The sequence below is a fragment of the Achromobacter sp. HNDS-1 genome (genome assembly GCF_040084795.1).
In the GTDB taxonomy this organism is placed as follows: domain Bacteria; phylum Pseudomonadota; class Gammaproteobacteria; order Burkholderiales; family Burkholderiaceae_B; genus Achromobacter; species Achromobacter ruhlandii.
Genome location: NZ_CP157584.1, coordinates 1,619,245 through 1,641,400 on the forward strand (window position 1 = coordinate 1,619,245; position 22,156 = coordinate 1,641,400).

19 protein-coding genes are annotated in these 22,156 nt (G+C 68.2%); 12 read left to right on the forward strand and 7 right to left on the reverse strand.

The window, feature by feature from the left end:
* The first annotated feature begins 148 nt into the window (after positions 1–148).
* From ABFG95_RS07375 to ABFG95_RS07400, 6 genes are read left to right on the forward strand one after another with little or no spacing between them, the layout of a single operon-like run.
* The gene (locus tag ABFG95_RS07375; protein ID WP_348995697.1) at positions 149–1,528 is read left to right on the forward strand and encodes a carbohydrate porin; all 1,380 of its coding nucleotides are present in this window, start codon (positions 149–151) and stop codon (positions 1,526–1,528) included.
* Positions 1,529–1,554: 26 nt separating this feature from the next.
* The gene (xylF, locus tag ABFG95_RS07380) at positions 1,555–2,571 is read left to right on the forward strand and encodes a D-xylose ABC transporter substrate-binding protein (protein ID WP_049072708.1); all 1,017 of its coding nucleotides are present in this window, start codon (positions 1,555–1,557) and stop codon (positions 2,569–2,571) included.
* 14 nt (positions 2,572–2,585) lie between these two features.
* Entirely contained in the window at positions 2,586–4,133 is a 1,548-nt protein-coding gene (locus ABFG95_RS07385; protein WP_068950416.1) for a xylose ABC transporter ATP-binding protein, read from the forward strand.
* Positions 4,134–4,147: 14 nt separating this feature from the next.
* A complete protein-coding gene (locus ABFG95_RS07390; RefSeq protein WP_278991740.1) occupies positions 4,148–5,326 on the forward strand; it encodes a sugar ABC transporter permease in 1,179 nt (392 codons plus the stop codon).
* Positions 5,319–6,401 (forward strand): lactonase family protein, encoded by a 1,083-nt coding sequence (locus ABFG95_RS07395; RefSeq protein WP_175146280.1) that lies wholly within the window; start codon positions 5,319–5,321, stop codon positions 6,399–6,401. The genes ABFG95_RS07390 and ABFG95_RS07395 overlap by 8 nt, the downstream gene beginning before the upstream one ends.
* 16 nt (positions 6,402–6,417) lie before the next feature.
* Complete coding sequence (locus ABFG95_RS07400; protein WP_348995698.1) at positions 6,418–7,329, forward strand: NAD(P)-dependent oxidoreductase; 912 nt, start codon at positions 6,418–6,420, stop codon at positions 7,327–7,329.
* Positions 7,330–7,342: 13 nt separating this feature from the next.
* Here ABFG95_RS07400 and ABFG95_RS07405 read toward each other — a convergent pair whose 3' ends face one another.
* From ABFG95_RS07405 to ABFG95_RS07430, 6 genes are all read right to left on the reverse strand, one after another.
* Positions 7,343–8,362 carry a LacI family DNA-binding transcriptional regulator gene (locus ABFG95_RS07405; protein ID WP_059272183.1) on the reverse strand — a complete coding sequence of 340 codons (1,020 nt, stop codon included), beginning with the start codon at positions 8,360–8,362 and terminating at the stop codon, positions 7,343–7,345.
* Positions 8,363–8,371: 9 nt separating this feature from the next.
* A complete protein-coding gene (locus ABFG95_RS07410) occupies positions 8,372–8,746 on the reverse strand; it encodes a tautomerase family protein (RefSeq protein WP_049072702.1) in 375 nt (124 codons plus the stop codon).
* Positions 8,747–8,890: 144 nt separating this feature from the next.
* On the reverse strand, positions 8,891–10,183 hold the full coding sequence (locus tag ABFG95_RS07415) for a glycine betaine/L-proline ABC transporter ATP-binding protein (RefSeq protein WP_336724249.1): 1,293 nt from the start codon (positions 10,181–10,183) through the stop codon (positions 8,891–8,893).
* The gene (locus ABFG95_RS07420) at positions 10,180–11,037 is read right to left on the reverse strand and encodes a proline/glycine betaine ABC transporter permease (protein ID WP_049072699.1); all 858 of its coding nucleotides are present in this window, start codon (positions 11,035–11,037) and stop codon (positions 10,180–10,182) included. The genes ABFG95_RS07415 and ABFG95_RS07420 overlap by 4 nt, the downstream gene beginning before the upstream one ends.
* A gap of 286 nt (positions 11,038–11,323) precedes the next feature.
* Positions 11,324–12,325 carry an ABC transporter substrate-binding protein gene (locus tag ABFG95_RS07425; RefSeq protein WP_049072697.1) on the reverse strand — a complete coding sequence of 334 codons (1,002 nt, stop codon included), beginning with the start codon at positions 12,323–12,325 and terminating at the stop codon, positions 11,324–11,326.
* Between the two features lie 416 nt (positions 12,326–12,741).
* Entirely contained in the window at positions 12,742–14,016 is a 1,275-nt protein-coding gene (locus ABFG95_RS07430; protein WP_141702415.1) for a class I SAM-dependent methyltransferase, read from the reverse strand.
* Between the two features lie 210 nt (positions 14,017–14,226).
* Between ABFG95_RS07430 and ABFG95_RS07435 the strand changes: the two genes are divergently transcribed.
* The 6 genes from ABFG95_RS07435 (at position 14,227) to ABFG95_RS07460 (ending at position 20,355) form a co-directional block, all read left to right on the forward strand.
* Positions 14,227–15,375, forward strand: a complete 1,149-nt coding sequence (locus ABFG95_RS07435; protein WP_063581285.1) for a Bcr/CflA family multidrug efflux MFS transporter — start codon at positions 14,227–14,229, stop codon at positions 15,373–15,375.
* Positions 15,376–15,855: 480 nt separating this feature from the next.
* Entirely contained in the window at positions 15,856–16,092 is a 237-nt protein-coding gene (gene rpmB, locus ABFG95_RS07440) for a 50S ribosomal protein L28 (RefSeq protein WP_006385639.1), read from the forward strand.
* A gap of 37 nt (positions 16,093–16,129) precedes the next feature.
* The gene (gene rpmG / locus ABFG95_RS07445; RefSeq protein ID WP_003810296.1) at positions 16,130–16,297 is read left to right on the forward strand and encodes a 50S ribosomal protein L33; all 168 of its coding nucleotides are present in this window, start codon (positions 16,130–16,132) and stop codon (positions 16,295–16,297) included.
* A 199-nt stretch (positions 16,298–16,496) separates the two neighbouring features.
* Complete coding sequence (locus ABFG95_RS07450; protein ID WP_080977360.1) at positions 16,497–17,717, forward strand: ABC transporter substrate-binding protein; 1,221 nt, start codon at positions 16,497–16,499, stop codon at positions 17,715–17,717.
* On the forward strand, positions 17,717–19,594 hold the full coding sequence (locus ABFG95_RS07455) for an ABC transporter permease (RefSeq protein ID WP_348995699.1): 1,878 nt from the start codon (positions 17,717–17,719) through the stop codon (positions 19,592–19,594). The genes ABFG95_RS07450 and ABFG95_RS07455 overlap by 1 nt, the downstream gene beginning before the upstream one ends.
* On the forward strand, positions 19,591–20,355 hold the full coding sequence (locus tag ABFG95_RS07460) for an ABC transporter ATP-binding protein (RefSeq protein ID WP_348995700.1): 765 nt from the start codon (positions 19,591–19,593) through the stop codon (positions 20,353–20,355). The genes ABFG95_RS07455 and ABFG95_RS07460 overlap by 4 nt, the downstream gene beginning before the upstream one ends.
* 7 nt (positions 20,356–20,362) lie before the next feature.
* On the opposite strand, the gene ABFG95_RS07465 is transcribed toward ABFG95_RS07460, so the two are convergent.
* Entirely contained in the window at positions 20,363–22,147 is a 1,785-nt protein-coding gene (locus tag ABFG95_RS07465; RefSeq protein WP_348996039.1) for a SulP family inorganic anion transporter, read from the reverse strand.
* Positions 22,148–22,156 lie beyond the last annotated feature (9 nt).

The following is a 22,156-nucleotide window of genomic DNA, read 5'->3' on the forward strand; positions in this document are numbered from 1 at the left end:
AAATGGGATTGCCCCCGGGCAATCCCTAGTCCCAGTCATAATTGACAGCGCTGTCATTTTTGCAGACACTAGCTTCGCCGGTACCCGCCGGCCCACAAAAAGCAAGCCGCAACGGCCTCAGGCACGGGCGGCGTCAGGAGACAAAGACATGGCAACACCTCCCTGCTTCACGGCAGCGGCAGGCACCGGCGTGCACCTCCGGCCTCCGCGCTTCCCATTTCACTCGTCGCGGCCATCGCGCCTGCTGTCCTGCCTGCTGGGGGCCAGCCTGCTGTCGGTCGCGGCCTCGGCCCAGGCCTACGACCTGCAGACCAGCCCCTACCTCTTCGGCGACTGGGGCGGCCTGCGCACCCGCCTGGCCGAACGTGGCGTCACCCTGAACCTGGGCTACACCGGCGAAGCCGCGCACAATTTCAGCGGCGGCCAGGACAAGCTGACCCGCTACACCGACCAATGGGTGTTCGGCGCCACCGTGGACCTGGACAAGCTGCTCGGCTGGCACGGCGGCACCTTCCAGATGACCATCACCGACCGCAACGGCCGCAACCTGGGCGCCGACGCCGGCATCGGCAACAACATGCTGATCCAGGAGGTCTACGGCCGCGGCCAGACCTGGCACATGACGCAGTTCTGGCTCAATCAATCGTTCCTGGACGACCGGGTGCAATGGAAGATCGGCCGGCTCACCGTCGGCGAGGATTTCGCCAGCTTCTCGTGCGACTTCCAGAACCTGACCTTCTGCGGCGCGCAGCCCGGCAACCTGGTCGGCAGCTACTGGGTCAACTGGCCCACCAGCCAATGGGCCACCCGCCTGAAGGTCAGCACGTCCGAGCGGACCTACGTGCAGGCCGGCGTCTACCAGGTCAACCCCAACTACGTCGACGACGGCTACGCGCGCCGCCACGGCCTGTCGCTGGACAATCCCAACGGCACCACCGGCGCCCTGATCCCGGTCGAAGTCGGCTGGCTGCCGGCCTGGAACGGCCTGCCCGGTTCGTACAAGTTCGGCGCCTGGTACAACACCTCGAACGGCAAGGACCTGTACCAGGACGTCAACCACGCCCCGCGCGGCGAAACCGGCCTGGCGCCGCGCGAGCGCAACGGCCAGTACGGGATCTACATCAACTTCGAGCAACAGGTCAGCGGCACCGCCGGCGGCCGCGGCGCTTCGGTGTTCCTGAACGTCTCGCAGGCCGATCGCGACACGGCGGCGCAGGACCACCAGATCGCGCTCGGGCTGCAATACAAGGGGCCGTTCGCCCAGGCCCGCGACGTCATCGGCGTGGCCGTCGGCGCAACCCACAACAATGGCCGCTACGCCGACTACGTGCGCCAGCAGGACCAGCGCCTGGGCACCAGCACCAAGGTTGGAGACGGCTACGAATACGTGGCCGAGGCGTATTACAGCTGGTCACCGATCCCCTCCATTTACCTGCGCCCCAATCTGCAGTACATCAGGCATCCTGGGGGCACCAGCGCCAACCACGACGCCTTCATCGTAGGCCTGAAGACCGGCATCACATTCTGAGCGCATCGCGCCACAAGGAGACTGACATGACCCCAATCCTGCGCCGCCTGCTGGCCTGCGCGCTGGCGTTGCCCGCCGCGCTGTTCGCCGCCCACGCCGCCCATGCCAGCAAGGAGGCTCCGGTGATCGGCTTTTCCATCGACGACCTGCGGGTCGAGCGCTGGACCCGCGATCGCAATTATTTCGTCGAGGCCGCCACCGCGCTGGGCGCCAAGGTCAACGTGCAATCGGCCAACGCCAGCGAATCGCGCCAGATCGCCCAGGTCGAAAACCTGATCGCCGAGGGCGTGGACGCGCTGGTGATCGTGCCGTTCAATTCCAAGGTGCTGGGCAGCGCCATCGCCAAGGCCCAACGCAACGGCATCAAGGTCATCGCCTACGACCGCCTCATCCTGGGCGCGCCGCTGGATGGCTACGTGTCGTTCGACAACGTCAAGGTCGGCGAAATGCAGGCCCAGGGCATGGTCGATGCCGTGCCCAAGGGCCGCTACTACCTGCTGGGCGGCGCCGCCACCGACAACAACTCGCGCATGTTCCGCGAAGGCCAGATGAACGTGCTCAAGCCGCTGGTCGCCAAGGGCGATATCACCATCGTGGGCGAGCAGTGGACGCCCGAATGGGACCCGTCCAAGGCGCAGAGCATCATCGAGAACGCGCTGAACGCGAACAACAACGACATCCAGGCCATCGTCGCCTCCAACGACGGCACCGCCGGCGGCGCCATCCAGGCCCTGGCCAGCCAGAAGCTGGCGGGCAAGGTGGCGGTATCGGGCCAGGACGCCGACCTGGCGGGTGTGCGCCGCGTCGCCGCCGGCACGCAGACCATGACGGTGTACAAGCCGATCAAGGCCATCGCCGAAGCGGCCGCGCACATGGCGGTCGACCTGGTGCAAGGCAAGACGCCCGCCTTCAACGCCAAGCTCGACAACGGCAAGGGCGAGGTCAATTCCCTGCTGATCAAGCCCACGCTGGTGACGCGCGACAATCTGGACATCCTGGTCAAGGACGGGTTCTATACGGCTGACCAGATCGCGGGCAAATAGCCGGGAGACGCGTCATGGACCAGCGACAGCCGCTGTTTGAAATGCGTGACATCGTCAAGGAATTCTCGGGCGTGCGCGCGCTCTCGGGCATCAGCCTGGGCGTGCGGCCCGGCGAATGCCTGGGTCTGTGCGGCGAGAACGGCGCCGGCAAATCGACCCTGATGAAGGTGTTGTCCGGCGTCTATCCCCATGGCAGCTACGGCGGCCGGATACTTTGGGAGGGCCGCGAACTGCGCGCCCGCTCGACCCGCGACAGCGAACGCGCCGGCATCGTCATCCTGCACCAGGAACTGATGCTGGTGCAGCAACTCAGCGTCACCGAGAACATCTTCCTGGGCAACGAACTGCGGCTGCCGGGCGGCCGCATGGACTACCCCGCCATGCACCGGCGCGCCGCCGAGCTGCTGGCGCGCCTGAAGCTCACCGACGTCAACGTCGCCGCGCCCGTCATGAACTACGGCAACGGCCACCAGCAACTGTTCGAGATCGCCAAGGCGCTCGCCAAAGAGGCCCGGCTGCTGATTTTCGACGAGCCGACCTCCTCGCTCAGCGCCAAGGAGATCGACGTGCTGCTGTCCATCATCGACGACCTCAAGCGCGCCGGCGTCGCCTGCATCTACATCTCGCACAAGCTCGACGAGGTCAAGCGCGTCTGCGACACCATCACGGTGATCCGCGACGGCCAGCACATCGCCACCCGCGCGGCGGACACGCTGGACGAAGACGGCATCATCGGCCTGATGGTCGGCCGCGCGCTCGAATCGCGCTTTCCGCGCACCGAACGCCAACCCGGCGCGGTCATGCTGGAAGCGCGCGGCGTGACCTGCTGGGACGTGACCAACCCGCGGCGCAAGCGCGTCGACGACGCCTCCCTGCAGGTGCGCGCCGGCGAGATCCTCGGCATCGCCGGACTGGTGGGCGCGGGCCGCACCGAATTCGTGTCGGCGATCTACGGCGCCTACGCCGGCCGCAGCGCCGCCCAGGTGTGGGTGGCGGGCCAGCCGGCGCGCATCGCGTCCCCCGCCGACGCCATCGCGCTCGGCCTGTGCCTGGTGCCCGAGGATCGCAAGCGCCACGGCATCGTGCCGCTGATGAGCGTGGCTGAGAACATCACGCTGGCCAGCCTGGCCGACCACGCTCGCGCCGCGCGGGTGGACGGCGATTCCGAGCTGGCGACCGTCGAACGCGAGATCGCCCGCCTGCGCATCAAGACCGCCAGCCCGGGCCTGCCGGTGGCCAGCCTGTCCGGCGGCAACCAGCAGAAAGTCGTGCTGGCCAAGATGGCGCTGAAGCACCCCAAGGTGCTGATCCTGGACGAACCGACGCGCGGCGTGGACATCGGCGCCAAGTACGACATCTACAAGATGATCTTCGATCTGGCCGATCGCGGCGTGGCCATCATCATGGTGTCGTCGGAACTGCCCGAGATCCTCGGCATGAGCGATCGCGTGCTGGTCATGAACGCCGGCCGCATCACGGGCGACTTCCCGATCCAGGGCCTGACGCAGGAACGCGTGCTGGCCGCCGCCCTCCAATCCGAACCGTCGCGGCACGCCGCCTGAACGCCATGACCCAGATGCTCGCTTCCTCATCCTCCGAACCCCGGCCGCGCGGCGGCCATCCGCCGCTGCGGCAACTGTTCGCGCGCCACAAGCTGCTGGCCATGCTGCTTGCGCTCGGCCTGATCTGGCTGTTCTTCTGGCACCAGACCCACGGCAGCTTCCTGCGTCCCAACAGCATTTCCAACCTGCTGCTGCAGATGTCGGTCACCGGCATGCTGGCCTGCGGCATGGTGCTGGTCATCATCGCCGGCGAGATCGACCTCTCGGTGGGCTCGCTGCTCGGCCTGCTGGGCGGCCTGGTCGCCATCCTGACCGTCAACCTCGGCTGGAACACCTGGCTGTCGGTGGCCGTGGTGCTGGCGGCCGGCGCGGGGCTCGGGCTGGTCAACGGCTGCCTGACCACGCGGCTGCGGGTGCCGTCCTTCATCGTCGGCCTGGGCGGCATGCTGGCCTATCGCGGCCTGCTGCAATTGAGCACCGACAGCGTCACCATCGCCCCCGTGCCCGACGATCTGGGCGCCATCGCCCAGGCCTTCGTGCCGCCCGCGTTGTCGTGGGCCATCGCCGCCTTGATCATCGCGCTGGCCTGCGGCCTGACGCTGGCGCGGCGCCGCCGCCATCGCCGGCTGGGGCTGGAGGTGACGCCGCGCTGGATCGACGGCCTGAAGATCGGCGCCATCGCCGCCGCGGCCGCCGGCTTCGTGCTGGTGCTGAACCAGGCCCACGGCGTGCCGCTGCCGGTGCTGATCCTGCTGGCGCTGCTGGGCGTGTTCTCGTGGATCACCACCCAGACCGTGTTCGGCCGTCACGTCTACGCGGTCGGCGGCAACGTCGAGGCCAGCCGCCTGTCCGGCGTCAACGTCAAGCGCGTCAAGCTGATGGTGTTCATGCTGATGGGGCTGATGTGCGCCTTCGCCGGCATCGTCACCACGGCGCGCTCGGCGGCCGGTTCGCCGTCGGCCGGCGTGGGCGGCGAACTCGACGCCATCGCCGCCTGCTTCATCGGCGGCACCTCCATGCGCGGCGGCTCCGGCACCGTCTACGGCGCGCTGATCGGCGCATTGGTCATGGCCAGCCTGGACAACGGCATGCAGCAGATGAATGTCGACACCTCCTGGCAGATGATCGTCAAGGGCGCCGTGCTGGTGCTGGCAGTGTGGATCGACGTGGCGACGAGGTCCGAACGTGCATAGCCCGCCCCTATTCGACGCGCCCGGCAGCTGCGTGCTGGCCGTCGGCACCTATACCGAGATCCTGCCTCACGTGCAGGGACGCGGCCGCGGCATCCACCTGCTGGCGTTCGACGGCGCGACCGCCTCGTTCCACGAACGGCAGGTGCTGGCCGGCCCGGTCAACCCCTCATACCTGTGCGCGGCCGCGGGGCGGCTCTACAGCGTCAGCGAGCGGGAACAGGACGCGGTCCTGGAAATCTTCGCCATCGAGGACGGCGCCGCCGCGCTGCGCGCCGTCGGCCGCGTCGCGGTGCCCGGCGCCGCGCCCTGCCACGTCAGCGTCAACCTGCCCGCGCGGCAGCTATACGTGTCGAACTACGGCTCGGGCGAGCTGCTGTGCTTCGCGCTGGACGCCGACGGCCTGCCGCTGGGCGCGCCGCAGGTGATCGCGCGCCGCGGCGCCGGCCCGCGCGCGGACCGCCAGGAAGGGCCGCACGTGCACTATGCCGCCGCCACCGGCGACGGCGCCTGGGTCTACCTGTGCGACCTGGGCACGGACACCATCGCCCGCCACCAGGTACGGCCCGATGGCCTGGCCCCCGCGCCGGCGCGGGAACTGCGCGCGCGGCCCGGCGCCGGGCCGCGCCACCTGGTCCTCACGGCCGATGGCACGCTGGCGGCGGTGGCCGAGGAACTCTCGAATACCGTGGCCGTGTATGCGCTTGACGAGCCGGCGGGAGAACGCGCCCGCGCCAGCACCCTGCCGCGCGACTGGCGCGGCGCCAACACCGCCTCCGCCATCCGCCTGCATCCCAATGGCGAACTGCTCTATGCCGCCAACCGTGGCCACGACAGCATCGCGGTCTACCGCCTGCGCCACGCCGCTCCCTGGCTCGATCCCGTCGGTTTCATCGAGGTCGGCGGCCGCGCCCCGCGCGACATCGCGCTCACTCCCGACGGCGCGTTCCTGCTGGCCGCGTCCCAGGACGACCACTTCATCCGCGCGTGGCGCATCGACCCGGCCACGGGCCTGGCGCACGCGCAGGGCGAGCCCTATCCCCTGGCCTCGCCCGCCTGCCTTTGCCCCTTGCCTTGAACCGGAAGCTTTCACCGTGACCTCTCCCCTGCCCCCCGCCCGCATTGTCGTCACCGGCGCCACCGGCCAGCTCGGCCGCAAGGCGCTCGCCATCCTGGCGCGCCAGCCCTGGTGCGAGCACCTGATCGGCATCGACCTGCAGGCGGACGACACCGTCTTCAGTCCGGAAGTGCGCGAACGCCTGACGCTGGTCGCCGCCGACCTGGAGCGCCCCGCCCCCGCCTGGACCCGCCATTTCGAGGGCGTCGATGCCGTGCTGCACCTGGCGGCCCGGCACTCCACCCCCGACGCCAGCTGGGAAGAAGCGCTGGGTTCGTACAACATGACACTCAACGTCCTGACCACGGCCGCCACGCATGGCGCGCGACGATTGGTGTTCGCGTCCTCCAACCACGCCATGGGCGGCTACAAGGACCCGCCACTGGCCGCCGCCATGGGCCCGGGCAAGCTGACCGCCAGCACCGAACCGGCCCCCGGCACGCGCTGGTTCGATGGCGAGCGCGAGGTGCATTCGCTGGCCTACGGCACCTCGAAGGTCATGGGAGAACGCCTGTGCCGCGCCTATGCCGCCGTCACACAAGGCCGGCTGTCCACCGTGATCGCGCGCATCGGCTGGATCCTGCCGGACGACAACGACCCGCGCGACATGACTTACTCCGGCGTGGCCCACCGGCGGGCGCCCGAACCGGATGCGCACGACGAACCGGCGCGCCGCGCGCTGGCGTGGTTCCACGACATGTGGTTATCAAACGGGGATCTCGAACGCCTGCTGGTCGCCTCGCTGACGGCGGACGCGGCCGACTGGCCCGGCGCCAGCGTCACGGTCAACGGGGTGTCCGCCAACCGGGGCAGCGCCTGGGACGTGACGGAGGGGCGCGCCAGTCTCGGCTACGACCCGCGCGACGACGTGCGCCGCCATCTGGGATAGCGGCCGGGGAGGTTCAGGCCGGCGCGCGGGTCGAATCGCGCAGCACGATCTCGTACCCCAGGGTCCGGACCCTCGCCTGCGGCTCGCGCGAAGCCAGCTGCTCGACCGCCGCGTAGGCCATGTCGCGGATCGGCTGGCGCAGGGTGGTCAGCTTGGGCCAGGTCTGGCGCGACAGCGGCGTGTCGTCGTAGCCCGCCACCGACAGCTCCTGCGGCACCTTGATGCCGCGCGCGTGCGCCGCGTACAGCACGCCGGCCGCCATGTCGTCGTTGGCCGCGAAGATCGCGCTGGGGCGGTCGGCGCGATCGAGCAACCGTTCGCCGCAACGCACGCCGGAATCGAAGGAGTGCAGTCCCTGCTCCACCAGGTCCGCGTCATACGCCAGGTTGCGCTCGGCCAGCGCGTCGCGATAGCCCTGCAAGCGGCCGCCGACGGCGCCATGGTCGGGATGCCCGGCCACGAAGCCGATGCGGCGGTGGCCCAGGTCCAGCAGGTAGCGCGTCATGTCGCGCGCCGCCGAGCGGTCATCGGTGCTGACCTCCAGCCCCCTGGCGCTGGGCGAACTGGGCGCCAGCCGCACGAACGGCACGTCGCTCCGGTCGAGCGCGTCGATCAGGGCGCGCACGTCCGACAACGGCGGCGTCAGCACCAGGCCGGCACAGGCGTGCTGGCGCGCCGACTGTTCGATCTGCGCGGCCAGGTCGGGCGCGCGGTAGTCGCAGGGGTGCAGCAGCAGGCTGTAGAAATAGCGCTTGCAGGCGTCGAGCGCGCCTTGCTGGATGTTGATCAGGTAGTTGTCGCTGGGATTGTCGTAGACCAGCATGATCAGGTCCGAGCGCTTGCTGGCCAGGCGGCGGGCGGAAGGGTTGGGCTGGTATTTCAGCAGCGCGATCGCCGCCATCACTTTGGCGCGGGTCTTCTCGCTGGTGTTGGGCTCGTTGTTCAACACGCGCGAAACGGTCTTGATGGACACGCCCGCCTCGGCCGCCACGTCGTCGACGGTGACGGAACCCTTTTCCTTGCCGGTCGCCATGCTCCGGTCTCAGCGGCCGGCGGCCTTGGCGCTCAGGCCGTTGGCCACGCCCATGTCGGTCTTGGGCACGTCGCGGATCAACACCCGGACGTCTTCACCCGAAATGCCGATGCTGGCGCACACGGCCTGGTTCAGCGCCGCGATCAGCGCCGATTTCTTGGCCTCGTCACGCCCCTCGATCAGGGCCGCGTCGACGCGCGCCATGGGCTTGCCGATCTGGCCGGCCACGATCACGTGTTCGGCGGGGATTTCCTGCAACACGATGCGCACGCTGGACAGCGGCGCGGCGATGCTCTCGACCACCGCCTGCGATGCCGCCTTCAGCAGCGCGGTCTTCTGGGCGGCCGAATGGCCCTGCATGATCTGGACATTCAAGATGGGCATGACGGGTTCCGATATTCCGAATAGTGGCGAACCGGCGATCATTGCCGGCCAGCCATCATATCCGGACTGGCCCCGGGCGCAAGCCTGCCGCCCGGGAACCGGGCCGCGGCGACGGGTCGCCCCGCCGCCGCGCGGCTTGCGCCGTCAGGCCGCCTCGCCCCGTTGCGCGGGCTGCGGCTGGCCTTGCTGTTCGGCCTCGGCCGGGTCGGCGCCATCGGCGGCCGGCGCGGAGTCGGAAGCCTCCGTTGCGGGCGCGGTCTCGGCCAGCACCGGCGTCACCAGCTCGACCACCTTCTTGCGCGACAGCATGCCGATGAACTCATCGTTCTCGCCCGTCACCGCCACCGGCTGGTCGCTATGCACCAGCTGCGCCAGCACCTCGCCCAGGCCGGCCGTGGCCGGCACCGAGGCCAGGTCCTCGACGAAGCGCGACACGTCGCGTCCGCCCTCGCGAACCGCCTGCTCGGCCGCTTCCAGCGTCAGCACGCCGGCCAGCCGCTTGCCGTCCAGCACCGGCGCGTACTCGTAGTTCAACGCGCGCATGCGATCCACCGCGTGGGCCGGACGCGACCGCATGGTCAGCGTCAGGCGCGCCGGGTTCACGGCATGGGTCGCGTTCAGCACCTTGGTGCGGTTCACGTCCTGCAGGAACGACTGCACGTAATCGTTGGCCGGGTTCAACAGGATGTCTTCCGGCGTGCCTTCCTGCACCAGTTCGCCGTCCTTCAGGATGGCGATGCGGTTGCCCAGGCGCAGCGCCTCGTCCAGGTCATGGGTGATGAAGACGATGGTCTTGTTGAGCTTGGATTGCAGCTGCAGCAGCTGGTCCTGCATCTCGCGGCGGATCAGCGGATCGAGCGCCGAGAAGGCCTCGTCCATCAGCAGAATCTCGGCGTCGGTCGCCAGCGCGCGCGCCAGGCCGACGCGCTGCTGCATGCCGCCCGACAACTGGTGCGGATACTGCTGCTCGAACCCCGACAGGCCGACCTGCTCCAGCCATTCGCGGGCGCGCTGCTCGCGCTCGGCGCGGCCCACGCCCTGCACGGCCAGGCCGTAGGCGGCGTTGTCCAGCACGGTGCGGTGCGGGAACAGGCCGAAGCGCTGGAACACCATGCTCATCTTCTTCTGGCGGAAGGTTTCCAGGTCGCGCTTGTTCAGGCTGACCACGTCGACGCCGTCGACCAGGATGTGGCCGGCGCTGGGCTCGATCAGGCGATTGAAGTGGCGGATCAGCGTCGACTTGCCGGACCCCGACAGGCCCATGATGACGTAGATGCTGCCCTCTTCGATCGACAGGCTGATGTCGCGCAGGCCCAGCGTGTGGCCGCTTTCGGCCAGCAGCGCTTCCTTGCTCATGCCACCCTGCGCGGCTTCCAGCCACTTCTTCGGATGCGGCCCGAAAATCTTGTAGATGTTCTTGACTTCGATCTTGCTCATCGCTGGCCTCCCATGCGCATGCGCTGTCCATACGATTGCGTGATCCGGTCGAACAGCACGGCCAGCACCACGATGCCCAGGCCCGCCAGCAGGCCGCGGCCCACTTCCAGGCGGTTGATGCCGAGCAGCACTTCATACCCCAGGCCGCGCGCGCCGATCATGGAGGCGATCACCACCATCGACAGCGCCATCATGGTGGTCTGGTTGATGCCGGCCATGATGTTGGGCAGCGCCAGCGGCAGCTGTACGCCGAACAGCTGCTGGCGCGGATTGGCGCCGAACGCGCGCGACGCTTCCAGCACCTCGCGGTCGACCAGGCGGATGCCCAGGTCGGTCAGGCGGATCAGCGGCGGCACGGCGTAGATCACGGTGGCGATGATGGCCGGGATCTTGCCCAGGCCGAACAGCATCACCACCGGAATCAGGTACACGAAGCTGGGCATGGTCTGCATCACGTCCAGCACCGGCAGCATGATCGAACGCAGCCAGTTGACGCGCGCCATCAGCACGCCCAGCGGAATACCAATAATCACCGACAGCCCGGCCGCCATGATCATCAGCGCCAGCGTCTGCATGCCGGCGTCCCACAGGCCGAGCACGCCGATCACGCACAGCAGCGCGCCCATGGCCAGGCTCAGGCCGATGCGGCGGCTGACCAGCCAGGCGATGACGATGGTCACGCCGACCACGGCCCACCAGGGCGAGCTGCGCAGCACCTGCTCCAGCCACACCAGGGCGTGCAGCACGGGCTGGGACAGCGTCTCCAGGGTGTCGGCGTAATTGGTGACCAGATGATCGACGAACCCGTCGATGGCCCCGCGCACCTGACGCGCGGGAATGATTTCAGGAAACATGTTTTTGACTCCATTTCAGCGCGTTCGCCACGCGCCGCGCCGTGCGCCAGCACGGCATCCGGCACGCTGGCCGGGGCGGCGCCCCTTGCGGGGAACCGTCATCGGCGAGGGCGAAACACGCTTACAGTCCGGCGCGGGAGCAACACCTCCCGCGCATGCCCGCCTGGCGGGCAGTCCGCCTGCCGGAGGGCTTTTTCCCCTTGGGGTCATCCCAAGGGGGAAAAGTCCAAGCCGGCGGGTCGTCCCGGCAGGCCGGAACGGCCCGCCGCCGGAAAGGCGGCGCGGGTTACAGCGCGCTTTGCACGCGCCCGGCGACGTCGGCGGGGACCCACTTGGTCCAGACGTCGGGCTTGTTCTTCAGGAACCACTTGGCCACGGCGCCGGACTCGTCGCCGGTTTCCTCCATATGGGCCAGGGTCTCGTTCATCACGGGCAGCGGCACCGAGACCTTCGACAGGAACTCGGTCAGCACCGGCGCTTCCTGCGAGAACTTGGTGTTCACCGCGGTGAAGACGGGATTGTCGGGATAGGCGCTGGCCTCGGGCTTGGCGCACTTGGGCGACGTCAGGCACTTGTGCTTGTCGGCGTCGTAGGGCGGCATTTCCAGCTTGACCAGGTCCATGGCGCCGACCAGCGGCGTGGGCGACCAGTAGTAGAAGACCACGTTCTGCTTGCGCTTGTAGGCCGACATCAGGGCCGCCTTCTGCGCCGCGCCGGTGCCCGGCGAGTACAGCGTGTAGGTGTCGTCCAGCTTGAGGGCGTGGAACAGGTTGGTGCTGGTGACTTCGCAACCCCAGCCGGCCGGGCAGCCGTAGAAACGGCCCTTGCCGGGTTCCTCGGGGTCCTTGAACTTGTCCTTGAACTTCGGCAGGTCGGCCGCGGACTTCAGCTCGGGCAGGCGCTCGGCGGTGTAGCGCGGGATGTACCAGGCCTCGCCGCCCATGTAGAGATCGCCGATCCGCTTGACGCGGCCGGTCTTTTCGGCGCGTTCCCAGGGGTCGGCGACGCTGTTCAGCCAGATCTCGGTGTTGATGTCCAGGTCACCGCGCTCGAGCGCGGCCAGGGCGGGCAGGGTCTCGGTGGGCAGGGTTTCGGTCTTGCAACCGTAGCCCTTTTCCATGATGAAACGCTCGACATCGACCAGGACCAAATTGGATTCCCAGTTCATGGCGCCGAAGTTGATCGGACGCTTGAGTTCGCATTGCGGCGCATCGGCGGCTTGGGCCGAACCGGCGAAGGCGAACAAGACGGCCGCGGCGGCCAGGGTCTTGACGGGGGTGAAACGCATTGGCTTTTGCCTCCATAGGTTCAGGGACACGACGGCGCTGGTCCGGCCGTGCCATGGAGCTAAGGGGGTTGTGCGGAAGACGGGCAGAACCGCCAATACAAACCGACACTAGCAACAAGAAAATCCGCGGGGTGCGGGGTCTTGCAAGACAGGAGCCTCAAAAACGGAGTTTTCGAGAACCCACAGATAGTGAACAAACTGAAAGAAGAAGGCAGCATCTTAACCGAAATTGATGCATGACCCAAGCCCTGGCCTGAACAAAACAGATACATTCAGACAGTAAAACGTCCGGACAAACCCTGATTCCCAGGAGACGATTTCCCGTTTTTCCCAGGGGAATCCCCCCTCGAAAACACAGATACATTTAGTTAATATTTTGTTCGTATAAATACAACTGCCGCCCCAAAATCGCCGCTTTAGCGGGCTTCGCCCGCGTCGTCGCGGTACATGTAATCGCGTCGCCAGGGGTAGGCCAGGTCCGGGGGGTTGTCCAGTTCGTCTGCCCGCCCGGTGGCCGGATGCTGGCCCAGCACCTGGTGCAAGGCAATCCAGCCATGCTCGAACCCCATGGCGCAGCCGGCCAGGTACAGCCGATAGGCGCGCAGCGACCGCGCGCCCTGTTCGCCGCCGAGTATCTGCGCGGCCTCCGGCAGGCGCGCCTCGAGCGCATCGCTCCAGGCCCACAGCGTGCGCGCGTAGTGCGGCCGCAGATTCTCGACGTCGACTTCCTCCAGGCCGCCGTTGGTCATGGCCTCCATGACCACGCTGATGTGGGTCAGTTCGCCGCCGGGGAAGATGTATTTCTCGATGAATTCGCCCATGCCGCTGCCCAGTTCGGCGTTGTAAACGCCGGCCGCGGTGATGCCATGGTTCATGATCAGGCCGCCGGGTTTGAGCAGCCGCCGCAGCTTGGCGAAATAGCCCTCCAGCTGGGCCCGGCCGACGTGCTCGAACATGCCGACCGAGGCAATCTTGTCGAACGGCGTGGCCTCGTCGAGCTTGCGGTAATCCAGCAGCTCCATGCGCACGCGGCCACCCAGCCCCTTTTCCTGGATCAGCTTGGTGACATGCGCGTGCTGGTTGCGCGACAGCGTGATGCCGGTGGCATCGACGCCGTAGTGCTCGGCCGCCCACAGCAGCAGGCCGCCCCAGCCCGCGCCCACGTCGAGAAAGCGTTCGCCAGGCCGCAGCCGCAGCTTGCGGCATATATGGTCGAGCTTGGCCTCCTGCGCCTGCGCCAGGGTCATGCCGGGTTCACGGTAATAGGCGCAGGAATAGACCCGGCGCGGATCCAGCCACAACGCGTAGAAGTCGTCGGACAGGTCGTAATGGAATTCGATCTGGCGGGCATCGCGCTCCACCGAGTGGCGCCACACGGACATCACTTTGCGCACCAGCTCGGTCAGCCAGCCGCCGCGCGCCGCGTCCACCGGCGAACCCGGCAGCAGCGCCGAGGCCGCCGCCATCACGTCCCGCATCGAGCCTTCGATGTCGATGCGGCCCTCGACGTAATCCTGGCCCAGTACGCCGACCGCGCCTTCGGCCAGGTGGGCCAGGGCGGTCTTGTCATGCGTCACGAAGCGCACCTTGGGATCCGGCGGCCCCATCACGGTGCCGTCAGGCAACACCAGCTGGACGGTCACGGGCAAAGCCTGGAGCTTGCGTTCCACCACAGACAACAAAGGATTCACGACCTCTCCTCTGAAATACGTACGGACACGACAGACTGTATCGGAAATCGGTTGAAATTTGCGTGTAAGGTGCTCCGTGATACAGTCATCGGCTTGGTGCAAAACACGCAATAAAGCGCGTCGCACCCTGTCCCTCGCGCGAGCCTTCTCGCGATCCACATGCCCCCTACCCTTTCCTCACGCGGCGCCCTGCCGGGCTGGCTCATTCTCATGGGCGCCCTGACGGCGATCGGCCCCTTTGCCATCGACATGTACCTGCCGGCGTTCCCGACGATCGCCGCCAACCTCGGCGTGCCGCGCGGCGACGTCGAACGCACCCTGGCCGCCTATCTGATCGGCCTGGCCCTGGCGCAGGTGTTCTACGGCCCGATGGCCGACCGCTACGGCCGCAAGCCGCCGCTGATGGTCGGCCTGGCGCTCTTCATGGTGGCATCGCTGGGATGCGCGCTGGCCGGCTCGGTCGAGGCGCTGACCGGCTGGCGCGTGGTGCAGGCCATGGGCGGCGCGGCCGGCATCGTGATTCCGCGCGCCGTCATCCGCGACCACTACGAGACCCACGAAGCGGCGCGCGCCATGTCGCTGCTGATGCTGATCATGGGGCTGGCTCCCATCCTCGCGCCGCTGGCGGGCGGGCAGCTGCTGGGCTTCGCCAGCTGGCGCAGCCTGTTCTGGGTGATGCTGGCCGGCGGCGCCATGCTGATGACGGCGGTCATCCTGATCATGAAGGAATCGCTGGCGCCCGAACGCGTCGTGCCGCTGCGCCTGCGCACCATCGTGCAGAACTACCGCGCCCTGTTCGCGCATCGCGGGTTCATGGCGCACAGCCTGGCCGGCGGTTTCGGCCAGGCCGGCATGTTCGCCTACATCATCGGTTCGCCCCGGGTGTTCATCGAGCTGTACGGGGTCGACCCCAAGTACTACGGCCTGCTGTTCGGCACCAACGCGCTGTCGCTCATCATCTGCTCGCAGATCAGTGCCCGCCTGCTGCGCAGTCACACGCCGCGCCAATTGCAGCGCCGCGCCCTGACCTCGCTGGCCTGCGCCAGCCTGGCGGCGGTGGCATTGACGCTGGCAGGCTGGATGACGCTGCCGCTGCTGATGGCTTGCCTGATCTGCTACATGGGCAGCCAGGGATTCGTGAATCCCAACTCGGCGGCGCTGGCGCTGTCCGACCAGGGCAAGCGGCTGGGCGCGGCCTCGGCCCTGTTGGGGACGCTTCAGTTGTCCTGCGGCGCGCTGGCCGGCTTCGCCGTCAGCGCCTGGCAGACCGACAGCGCCCTGCCCCTGACGACCACGCTGGCGACCTGCGCCTGCCTGTCGTGGCTGTCGGGCCGCGTGGCGCAATCGCACCCGGCCTGAAGCCGGGGACGCAAGGCGCCGGGCGAGGCGGCAGCCTCGCACCGGACGTCAGCCGGCCAAGCCAGCCCGCCGGCGCGCGCCGTCCGGACGCGCCCATCGCGGCAGGAACGCCACGCTTTTCCACGCGCCGCGCCCTGGTACTTGATTTATCTCGATTTTTCGTATTAGAATCTACGTCTTCACATGAAGTTTCCCGTGCTGGACTACTATGCTTTGTAGTTCAACACTCTGACCCCCAAGCGCATTTTTGCGGATGGCAGGCAGCGGGTATAAGCACTGGGCGGGATCCCAGGGGTTGAAATCGGTAGTCTTGATGACGCGGCATTTCAACACGCAGGTTCCCCCCTCATCCACTAAGACTGGGTGGCCGGCAAGATGGCAAGAACCTCGGGCAAGTCCCGGCGGCAAGCCTCTCACAGCCCGGCGGCTGAAACCCTGTCTACCCCCCCGGTGATGCGCAAGAATAAATGAGGTGCATCCATGGCACGCGTATGCCAAGTGACCGGCAAAGGCCCGATGGTGGGCAACAACGTTTCGCACGCGAACAACAAGACCAAGCGTCGCTTCCTGCCCAACCTGCAATCGCGCCGGTTCTGGGTTGAAAGCGAAAACCGCTGGGTGCGCCTGCGCGTCTCGGCCAAAGCCATCCGCACGATCGACAAGAACGGCATCGACGCCGTGCTGGCCGAAATGCGTGCCCGCGGCGAACTGGCCTAATCGGCCCCCCGCCAATCTGACATACTAGGAGCACGACATGGCCAAAGGTATCCGCGAAAAGATCAAGCTCGAGTCGACTGCCGGCACGGGTCATTTCTACACGACCACCAAGAACAAGCGCAACATGCCCGAGAAGATGCTGATCAAGAAGTTTGATCCGGTCGCTCGCAAGCACGTTGACTACAAGGAAACCAAGCTGAAGTAATTCAGCCGGTATCCGGAAAGCCGAAAAAGGCCCTGCATCGCAGGGCCTTTTTCTTTGGCCGAGCGCAACGGGGGAATCAGGTCGCCACGCCGTTTTCCCTGGCGCGAGGGCGCCGCGCATGCTTCAATTGGGCCGAAACTGCAATCGTGCCCTACATGAGCCCGGCTTCGATCGGGCTCTCTTGCCAGCGATACCCGCCATGCTCCGTCCTTGCCTGACCCTGCTGCGCCGCGCGCTCGCGCCCGCGCTCCTGGCCCTGGCGCTGACCCCGGTCGCGTCCGCCAAAGACACCAAAGAGCCGATCCGCATCGGCGAAATCAACAGCTACAAGGCGATTCCGGCCTTCCTGGGCCCGTACAAGAAAGGTTGGCAACTGGCGCTGGAGGAGGTCAACGCCTCGGGCGGGGTGCTGGGACGCAAGCTCGAAGTATTTTCGCGCGACGACAACGGCAATCCCGGCGACTCCGTGCGCGCCGCGCAGGAACTGCTGGCGCGCGAAAAAGTGGATCTGCTGTTCGGCGGTTTCCTCTCCAACACCGGCCTGGCGCTGACCGATTTCGCCAAGCAGCAGCAGGTGTTCTTCCTGGCCGCCGAACCACTGACCGACAAGATCACCTGGCAGGAAGGCAACCGCTACACGTACCGCCTGCGGCCGTCCACCTGGATGCACGTGGCCGCGCTGGCGCCCAAGGCGCTGGCGCTGCGCAAGAAGCGCTGGGCCATCGTCTACCCCAACTACGAGTACGGGCAGTCCGCCGTGGCCACCTTCAAGGCCATGATGAAGTCGTTCCAGTCGGACGTGGAATTCGTCGCCGAGCAGGCCGTGCCGCTGGGCAAGGTCGATGCCGGCGCGGTGGTGCAGGCCCTGGCGGACGCCAAGCCCGACGCCATCTTCAACGTGCTGTTCGCCGCCGACCTGACCCGCTTCGTGCGCGAAGGCAACACCCGCGGCCTGTTCGAAAACCGCGCCGTGGTCTCGGTGCTATCCGGGGAACCGGAATACCTGGAGCCGCTGGGCGCCGACACGCCTTCGGGCTGGATCGTCACCGGCTACCCCTGGTATGCCATCGACACGCCGGCCAACAAGACCTTCGTCGAGGCCTATCGCAAGCGCTACAACGAGACGCCCAAGGTCGGCTCGGTGGTGGGCTACGCCTCGCTGATGTCGATCGCACAGGGCCTGAAGGCCGCCGGCGAGGTCGACACCGAGAAACTGGTCGACGCCTTCGCCGGGCTGAAGGTGGACACGCCCTACGGCCCGATCCAGTACCGCAAGATCGACCATCAATCCACCATGGGCGTGTACATCGGCGTCACCGCGGTCGAGGACGGCAAGGGCATCATGAAGGACTTCGCCTACATCGACGGCGCCCGCCTGCAGCCGCCCGACGAGCAGGTTCGCAAGATGCGACCGCGCTGATGAGCCTGTCCGGGCTGCTGTCGCAGCTGCTCAATGGCCTGGCCGACGCCAGCGCGCTATTCCTGGTGGCGGCCGGCCTGTCGCTGATCTTCGGCGTCACGCGGGTGGTGAACTTCGCCCACGGCTCCTTCTACATGCTGGGCATCTACCTGGCCTGGACCTTCACCCGCCACTTCGACAATGGCGCCGGCTACTGGGCCGGCCTGCTGCTGGCCGCGCTGGTCACCGGGCTGATCGGCGCCGCCGCCGAGCTGCTGGTGCTCAAGCGCCTGTATCGCGCGCCTGAACTATTCCAGTTGCTGGCGACCTTCGCGCTGGTGCTGATCATCGGCGACGCCGCGCTGGCCATCTGGGGCGCGGAAGACCTGTTCGCGCCCCGCGTGCCCGGCCTGGCCGGCGCGGTCGAGATCCTGGGGCGGCGCTTTCCGCAATACGACCTGCTGCTGATCGGCGCCGGCCCCGTGGTGCTGGGTTTGCTGTGGCTGCTGCTCAAGCGCACGCGCTGGGGCCGCCTGCTGCGCGCCGCCGCCGAAAACCGCGACATGCTGGCCGCGCTTGGCGTCAACCAGGCCTGGCTGTTCACCTCGGCCTTCACGCTGGGCGCCTTCCTGGCCGGACTGGGCGGCGCGCTGGCCGCGCCGCGCGTGCCCGCCACCCTCGGGCTGGACCTGGAGATCATCGCCAGCGCCTTCGTGGTGGTGGTGGTCGGCGGCCTGGGCTCGATCCCCGGCGCCTTCCTGGCGGCGCTGCTGATCTGCTCCGTCAAGGCGCTGTTCGTGTTCATCGGCCAGGCGCATATCGGCCCCTGGACCTTCAACCTGTCGAAACTCACCCTGATGGCCGAATTCGCCGTCATGGCGGTGGTGCTGGTGGCGCGCCCCTGGGGCCTGCTGGGACAACCGCCGGCGCCGTCCTCGCAGACACCCGCCGCCGAGCCGTCCATCGCCCCGGCGGGCCCGCGCCTGCGGCGGGCTTACGGTGTGCTGCTGGCCCTGCTGGCGCTGGCTCCCCTGGCAACCGCGCACGCGCCTTACCTGGGCATCCTGCTGACCGAGATCCTGATCGCCGCCCTGTTCGCCGCCAGCCTGCACTTCCTGACCGGCCTGGCGGGCATGACCACCTTCGGCCATGCGGCCTGGTTCGGCCTGGGCGCCTATGGCGCCGCGTTGCTGCTGAAGCTGGCGGCGCTGCCGATGGAGGCGGCGCTGCTGCTGGGGCCATTCGCGGCGGCGCTCGGCGCGCTGGTGTTCGGCTGGTTCTGCGTGCGCCTGTCCGGCGTCTACCTGGCGATGCTGACGCTGGCGGTGGCGCAGATCCTCTGGGCGCTGGCCTATCAGTGGGACGACGTGACCGGCGGCAGCAATGGCCTGATCGGGCTGTGGCCATCGAGCTGGCTGGCGCGCGGCCCCTGGTTCTACTACCTGACGCTGGCGCTGTGCGCGCTCGGCATCGCCTGGCTGCGGCGCCTGGCTTTCTCGCCGCTGGGCTACGCGCTGCGCGGCGCGCGCGATTCCGTCCTGCGGGCCGAGGCGCTGGGCATGGACACGCGCCGCATCCAGTGGGCCGGTTTCGTGGCGGCATCGCTGGCGGCCGGCCTGGCCGGATCGCTGTACGCGTTTTCGAAGGGCAGCATCGCGCCCGACGTGCTCGCCGTCAGCCGCTCGGTCGACGGCCTGGTGATGGTGCTGCTTGGCGGCCTGCAGACGCTGGCCGGCCCCCTGGTCGGCGCGGCGGCCTACACCTGGCTGCAGGACGCGGCGGCACGCAGCACCGAATACTGGCACGCCGTGCTGGGCCTGGCCATCCTGGCGCTGGTCATGTTGTTTCCCGCCGGCCTGGCGGGCGCGGCGGCCCGCCTGCAACGGAGGCGATCATGACGGCCGCCCTGCCCTTGCTGCGGGTCGATGGACTACGCAAATCCTTCGGCGGCATCGACGCCCTGGCGGACGTCTCGTTCCAGCTGGAAGCGGGCCGCATGCTGGCGCTGATCGGCCCGAACGGCGCCGGCAAATCCACCTGCTTCAACGTGCTTGGCGGGCAGTTGCGGCCGGACGCCGGCTCGGTGCGGCTGGACGGCCGCGAACTCGTCGGCCTGTCGGCCGGCAGGATCTGCCGCCTGGGCGTGGGACGCACCTTCCAGACCGCCGCCACCTTCCGCTCGATGACGGCGCTTGAAAATGTGCAGACCGCCCTGCTGTCGCGCGACCGCCTGCTGTTCCGCCCCTGGCGCCGCGCCGAGTCGCACCGCGTCAACGAGGCGCTGGCGCTGCTGGAGCAGGTGCAGATGGCCGGCCAGGCCCGCGCCCATTGCGGCGCCCTGGCCTATGGCGAGGTCAAGCGGGTGGAACTGGCGATGGCGCTGGCGCACCGTCCGCGGCTGCTGCTGATGGACGAACCCACCGCCGGCATGGCCACCAACGAACGCCATGCCCTCATGCGCCTGACACGCGAACTGGCCGATACACAGCGCATGGCCGTGCTGTTCACCGAGCACAGCCTGGACGTCGTTTTCAAGCATGCCGACCATATCGCCGTGCTGGTGCGCGGCAGCCTGCTGGCCGAAGGCCCGCCCGACCGCATCGCGGCCGACTCGCGCGTCCAGGCCGCCTACCTGGGCGCCGACGCGCCCCTGGCCTGAACGGCGCTCAAGCGTCTGCCTGCGGGCTTTCCGGCTGGCATTCCCAGAACACCTTGGCGCGGCAACTGGCGCAGATGCCGCGATCCAGGCGGGCGTAGATGGCATGCAACGCCGTGGCCTTGTCGGGAAACACGTGATCCTCGCCCAGCCGCTCCAGGAAGCCCGTGCGGCGCCACATCGCCAGCACTTCCGGCCGCGGCCGGTGGAAATACAGATCCCCGCCCATCGCGCGGCGCGCGGCCAGCTCGTCTTCCCAGACCTGGGCGCCGGCCAGGTCGATGAAATTCATGCTCTTGGCCATCACCAGCAGATGGCGCGGCGCATCGGGCCCGGCGCGCAGTTCCTGCAAGCGCTGCGCCACGTGCGCGGCGGCGCCGAAGTAGACCGACCCCTCCATGCGCAGCAGCTTGAGCTGGGGGCACTCCGGCAGCGCCTCGGGCTGCCTCTCCAGCACCACGAAGCGGCGCTCCAGCCCGCGCGAATCGAAGCCCATGGTGCGCATCGCCGGCCGCGAGGTGCGGTGCAGGTACACCATCAGCGACAGCACGGTGCCCAGCAGGATCGCGACTTCCATGCGGAGGGTCACGGTGGCCGCCAGCGTGGCGGCGGCGATGGCGCTTTCGCCACGCTGGGTACGCATCAATTGCCGCCAGCGCGGCGCGTCCAGCAGCGTCCAGGCCACCAGCAACAACAGCCCGGCAATGGCCGCGTGCGGGATCCGCGCCAGCAACGGTCCGCTCAGCGCCACCAGCGCCATCAGCAACAAGGCCGAGAACACCGCCGCCAGCGGCGTCTTCGCGCCCGCCTCGTAATTGGGAATGGAACGGTTGAGCGAACCGCAGGACAGATAACAGGAAAAGAAGCCGCCGACCACGTTCGACAGCCCCTGTCCGACAAATTCACGATTGGCGTCGATGCGCTGGCCCGAGCGCGAGGCCACCGCCTTGGCAATCGAAATGGACTGCGCCAGCGCCACGATGGTCAGCGCGAACGCGAGGCTGAGCAGATCGGGCAAGACGCGCCAGTCCACGCTTGGAATATGGAACGGCGGCCACGGCTGCGCCAGATCGCCCAACAGCGGCACGGCGGCCGCGCCCCAGCCCGGCGCCAGGGCATTGAACCCGGCCGCGGCCAACGCCCCCGCCGCCAGCCCCGCCAGCATGTACGGCTTGCGCTTGTCGAACCGCTTGAGCAACAGCGCCACCGCGATCGTCACCGCCGTAACCAGCAACGCGCCCGATTGCACCCGATCCAGGCCGGCGGCCAGGCCGAGCAGCAAGGCGCCCGCGCCGTGCGCCCCCGGCGCCGGCAAGCCGAGCGCATCCTTCAAGGCATGGATCGCGATCAGCAGGGCCGCGCCGCTGGTGAAGCCGAACAGCGCCGACGGCGAGATGAAATGCGCCAGCGACCCCAGGCGCAGGGCACCGACCAGCCACTGCATGAGGCCGACCAGCACCGTCACCGCCAGGGCCAGCTCGATGTAGCCGGGGCTGCCCGCCGCCGCCAGCGGCGTCAGCACCGCGAACAGCGCCAGCGAATTGGCGTTGGTGGGACCGGACATGACATGCCGGCTGGAGCCGAACAGCGCCGCCACGATACAGGGCACGATGGCCGAATACAGGCCATACTGCGCCGGCAGGCCGGCCAGCGTGGCGAACGCCACGCCCTGTGGCAGCACCAGCAAGGCCCCGAGCAATCCCGCCGCCAGGTCGGCGCGCAGCGTCGCGGGGCCAACTTCCGGCACCCAATCGCCAAACACCCGCGCCAGCCACGCCTTGCTTCCCGCCGCCATCATTCCCCG

What these genes read in the sequence shown, in the direction of transcription:
- ABFG95_RS07375 (WP_348995697.1), top strand. Translation starts at nt 149, where the DNA reads ATGGCAACACCTCCCTGCTTCACGGCAGCGGCAGGCACCGGCGTGCAC.
- ABFG95_RS07450 (WP_080977360.1), top strand. Translation starts at nt 16,497, where the DNA reads ATGCTCCGTCCTTGCCTGACCCTGCTGCGCCGCGCGCTCGCGCCCGCG.
- ABFG95_RS07420 (WP_049072699.1), bottom strand. Translation starts at nt 11,037, where the DNA reads ATGTTTCCTGAAATCATTCCCGCGCGTCAGGTGCGCGGGGCCATCGAC.
- ABFG95_RS07460 (WP_348995700.1), top strand. Translation starts at nt 19,591, where the DNA reads ATGACGGCCGCCCTGCCCTTGCTGCGGGTCGATGGACTACGCAAATCC.
- ABFG95_RS07410 (WP_049072702.1), bottom strand. Translation starts at nt 8,746, where the DNA reads ATGCCCATCTTGAATGTCCAGATCATGCAGGGCCATTCGGCCGCCCAG.
- ABFG95_RS07405 (WP_059272183.1), bottom strand. Translation starts at nt 8,362, where the DNA reads ATGGCGACCGGCAAGGAAAAGGGTTCCGTCACCGTCGACGACGTGGCG.
- xylF (WP_049072708.1), top strand. Translation starts at nt 1,555, where the DNA reads ATGACCCCAATCCTGCGCCGCCTGCTGGCCTGCGCGCTGGCGTTGCCC.
- ABFG95_RS07390 (WP_278991740.1), top strand. Translation starts at nt 4,148, where the DNA reads ATGCTCGCTTCCTCATCCTCCGAACCCCGGCCGCGCGGCGGCCATCCG.
- ABFG95_RS07455 (WP_348995699.1), top strand. Translation starts at nt 17,717, where the DNA reads ATGAGCCTGTCCGGGCTGCTGTCGCAGCTGCTCAATGGCCTGGCCGAC.
- ABFG95_RS07465 (WP_348996039.1), bottom strand. Translation starts at nt 22,147, where the DNA reads ATGGCGGCGGGAAGCAAGGCGTGGCTGGCGCGGGTGTTTGGCGATTGG.
- ABFG95_RS07435 (WP_063581285.1), top strand. Translation starts at nt 14,227, where the DNA reads ATGGGCGCCCTGACGGCGATCGGCCCCTTTGCCATCGACATGTACCTG.
- ABFG95_RS07425 (WP_049072697.1), bottom strand. Translation starts at nt 12,325, where the DNA reads ATGCGTTTCACCCCCGTCAAGACCCTGGCCGCCGCGGCCGTCTTGTTC.
- rpmG (WP_003810296.1), top strand. Translation starts at nt 16,130, where the DNA reads ATGGCCAAAGGTATCCGCGAAAAGATCAAGCTCGAGTCGACTGCCGGC.
- ABFG95_RS07385 (WP_068950416.1), top strand. Translation starts at nt 2,586, where the DNA reads ATGGACCAGCGACAGCCGCTGTTTGAAATGCGTGACATCGTCAAGGAA.
- rpmB (WP_006385639.1), top strand. Translation starts at nt 15,856, where the DNA reads ATGGCACGCGTATGCCAAGTGACCGGCAAAGGCCCGATGGTGGGCAAC.
- ABFG95_RS07415 (WP_336724249.1), bottom strand. Translation starts at nt 10,183, where the DNA reads ATGAGCAAGATCGAAGTCAAGAACATCTACAAGATTTTCGGGCCGCAT.